This window comes from Acinetobacter sp. I-MWF, from assembly GCF_025433935.1.
In the GTDB taxonomy this organism is placed as follows: Bacteria; Pseudomonadota; Gammaproteobacteria; order Pseudomonadales; family Moraxellaceae; genus Acinetobacter; species Acinetobacter guillouiae.
The window spans coordinates 1-317 of sequence record NZ_JAMBAR010000052.1; the positions used below are offsets into that span (position 1 = coordinate 1).

1 protein-coding gene is annotated in these 317 nt (G+C 63.4%); it reads right to left on the minus strand.

Annotation, left to right across the window (positions count from 1 at the left end):
* Positions 1-317 (minus strand): hypothetical protein (locus M2R48_RS21325; protein ID WP_410004186.1); only part of this gene is annotated, 317 nt, incomplete at both ends.

A 317-nucleotide genomic window follows, 5' to 3' on the forward strand; every position in this document is an offset into this window, starting at 1 on the left:
TGACCAGCAGACCAAATTCGCGGGCAAGAATCGCCAGGCTGCCAACCTGTTCGGCGGGTTGATGCCCGTTGACCACTTCAATTGCGTGGCCGCCCGCACCAATATAGTCGCCAATCAGCTTGCGACGCTTGCTGCGGGTGAAATCGTAATGCCAGGGATGTGCCAGGCTGACCCAGGCCCCGGAGGCCCGCAGGGTCTCGACGGTGTCGTCCAAGGTCGGCCAGTGCTGCTTGACGTCGCCCAGCTTGCCGGCGCCCAGCCATTTGCGAAAGGCTTCGGCGCGGTCCCGGACAAACCCTTCGCGCACCATCCAATCG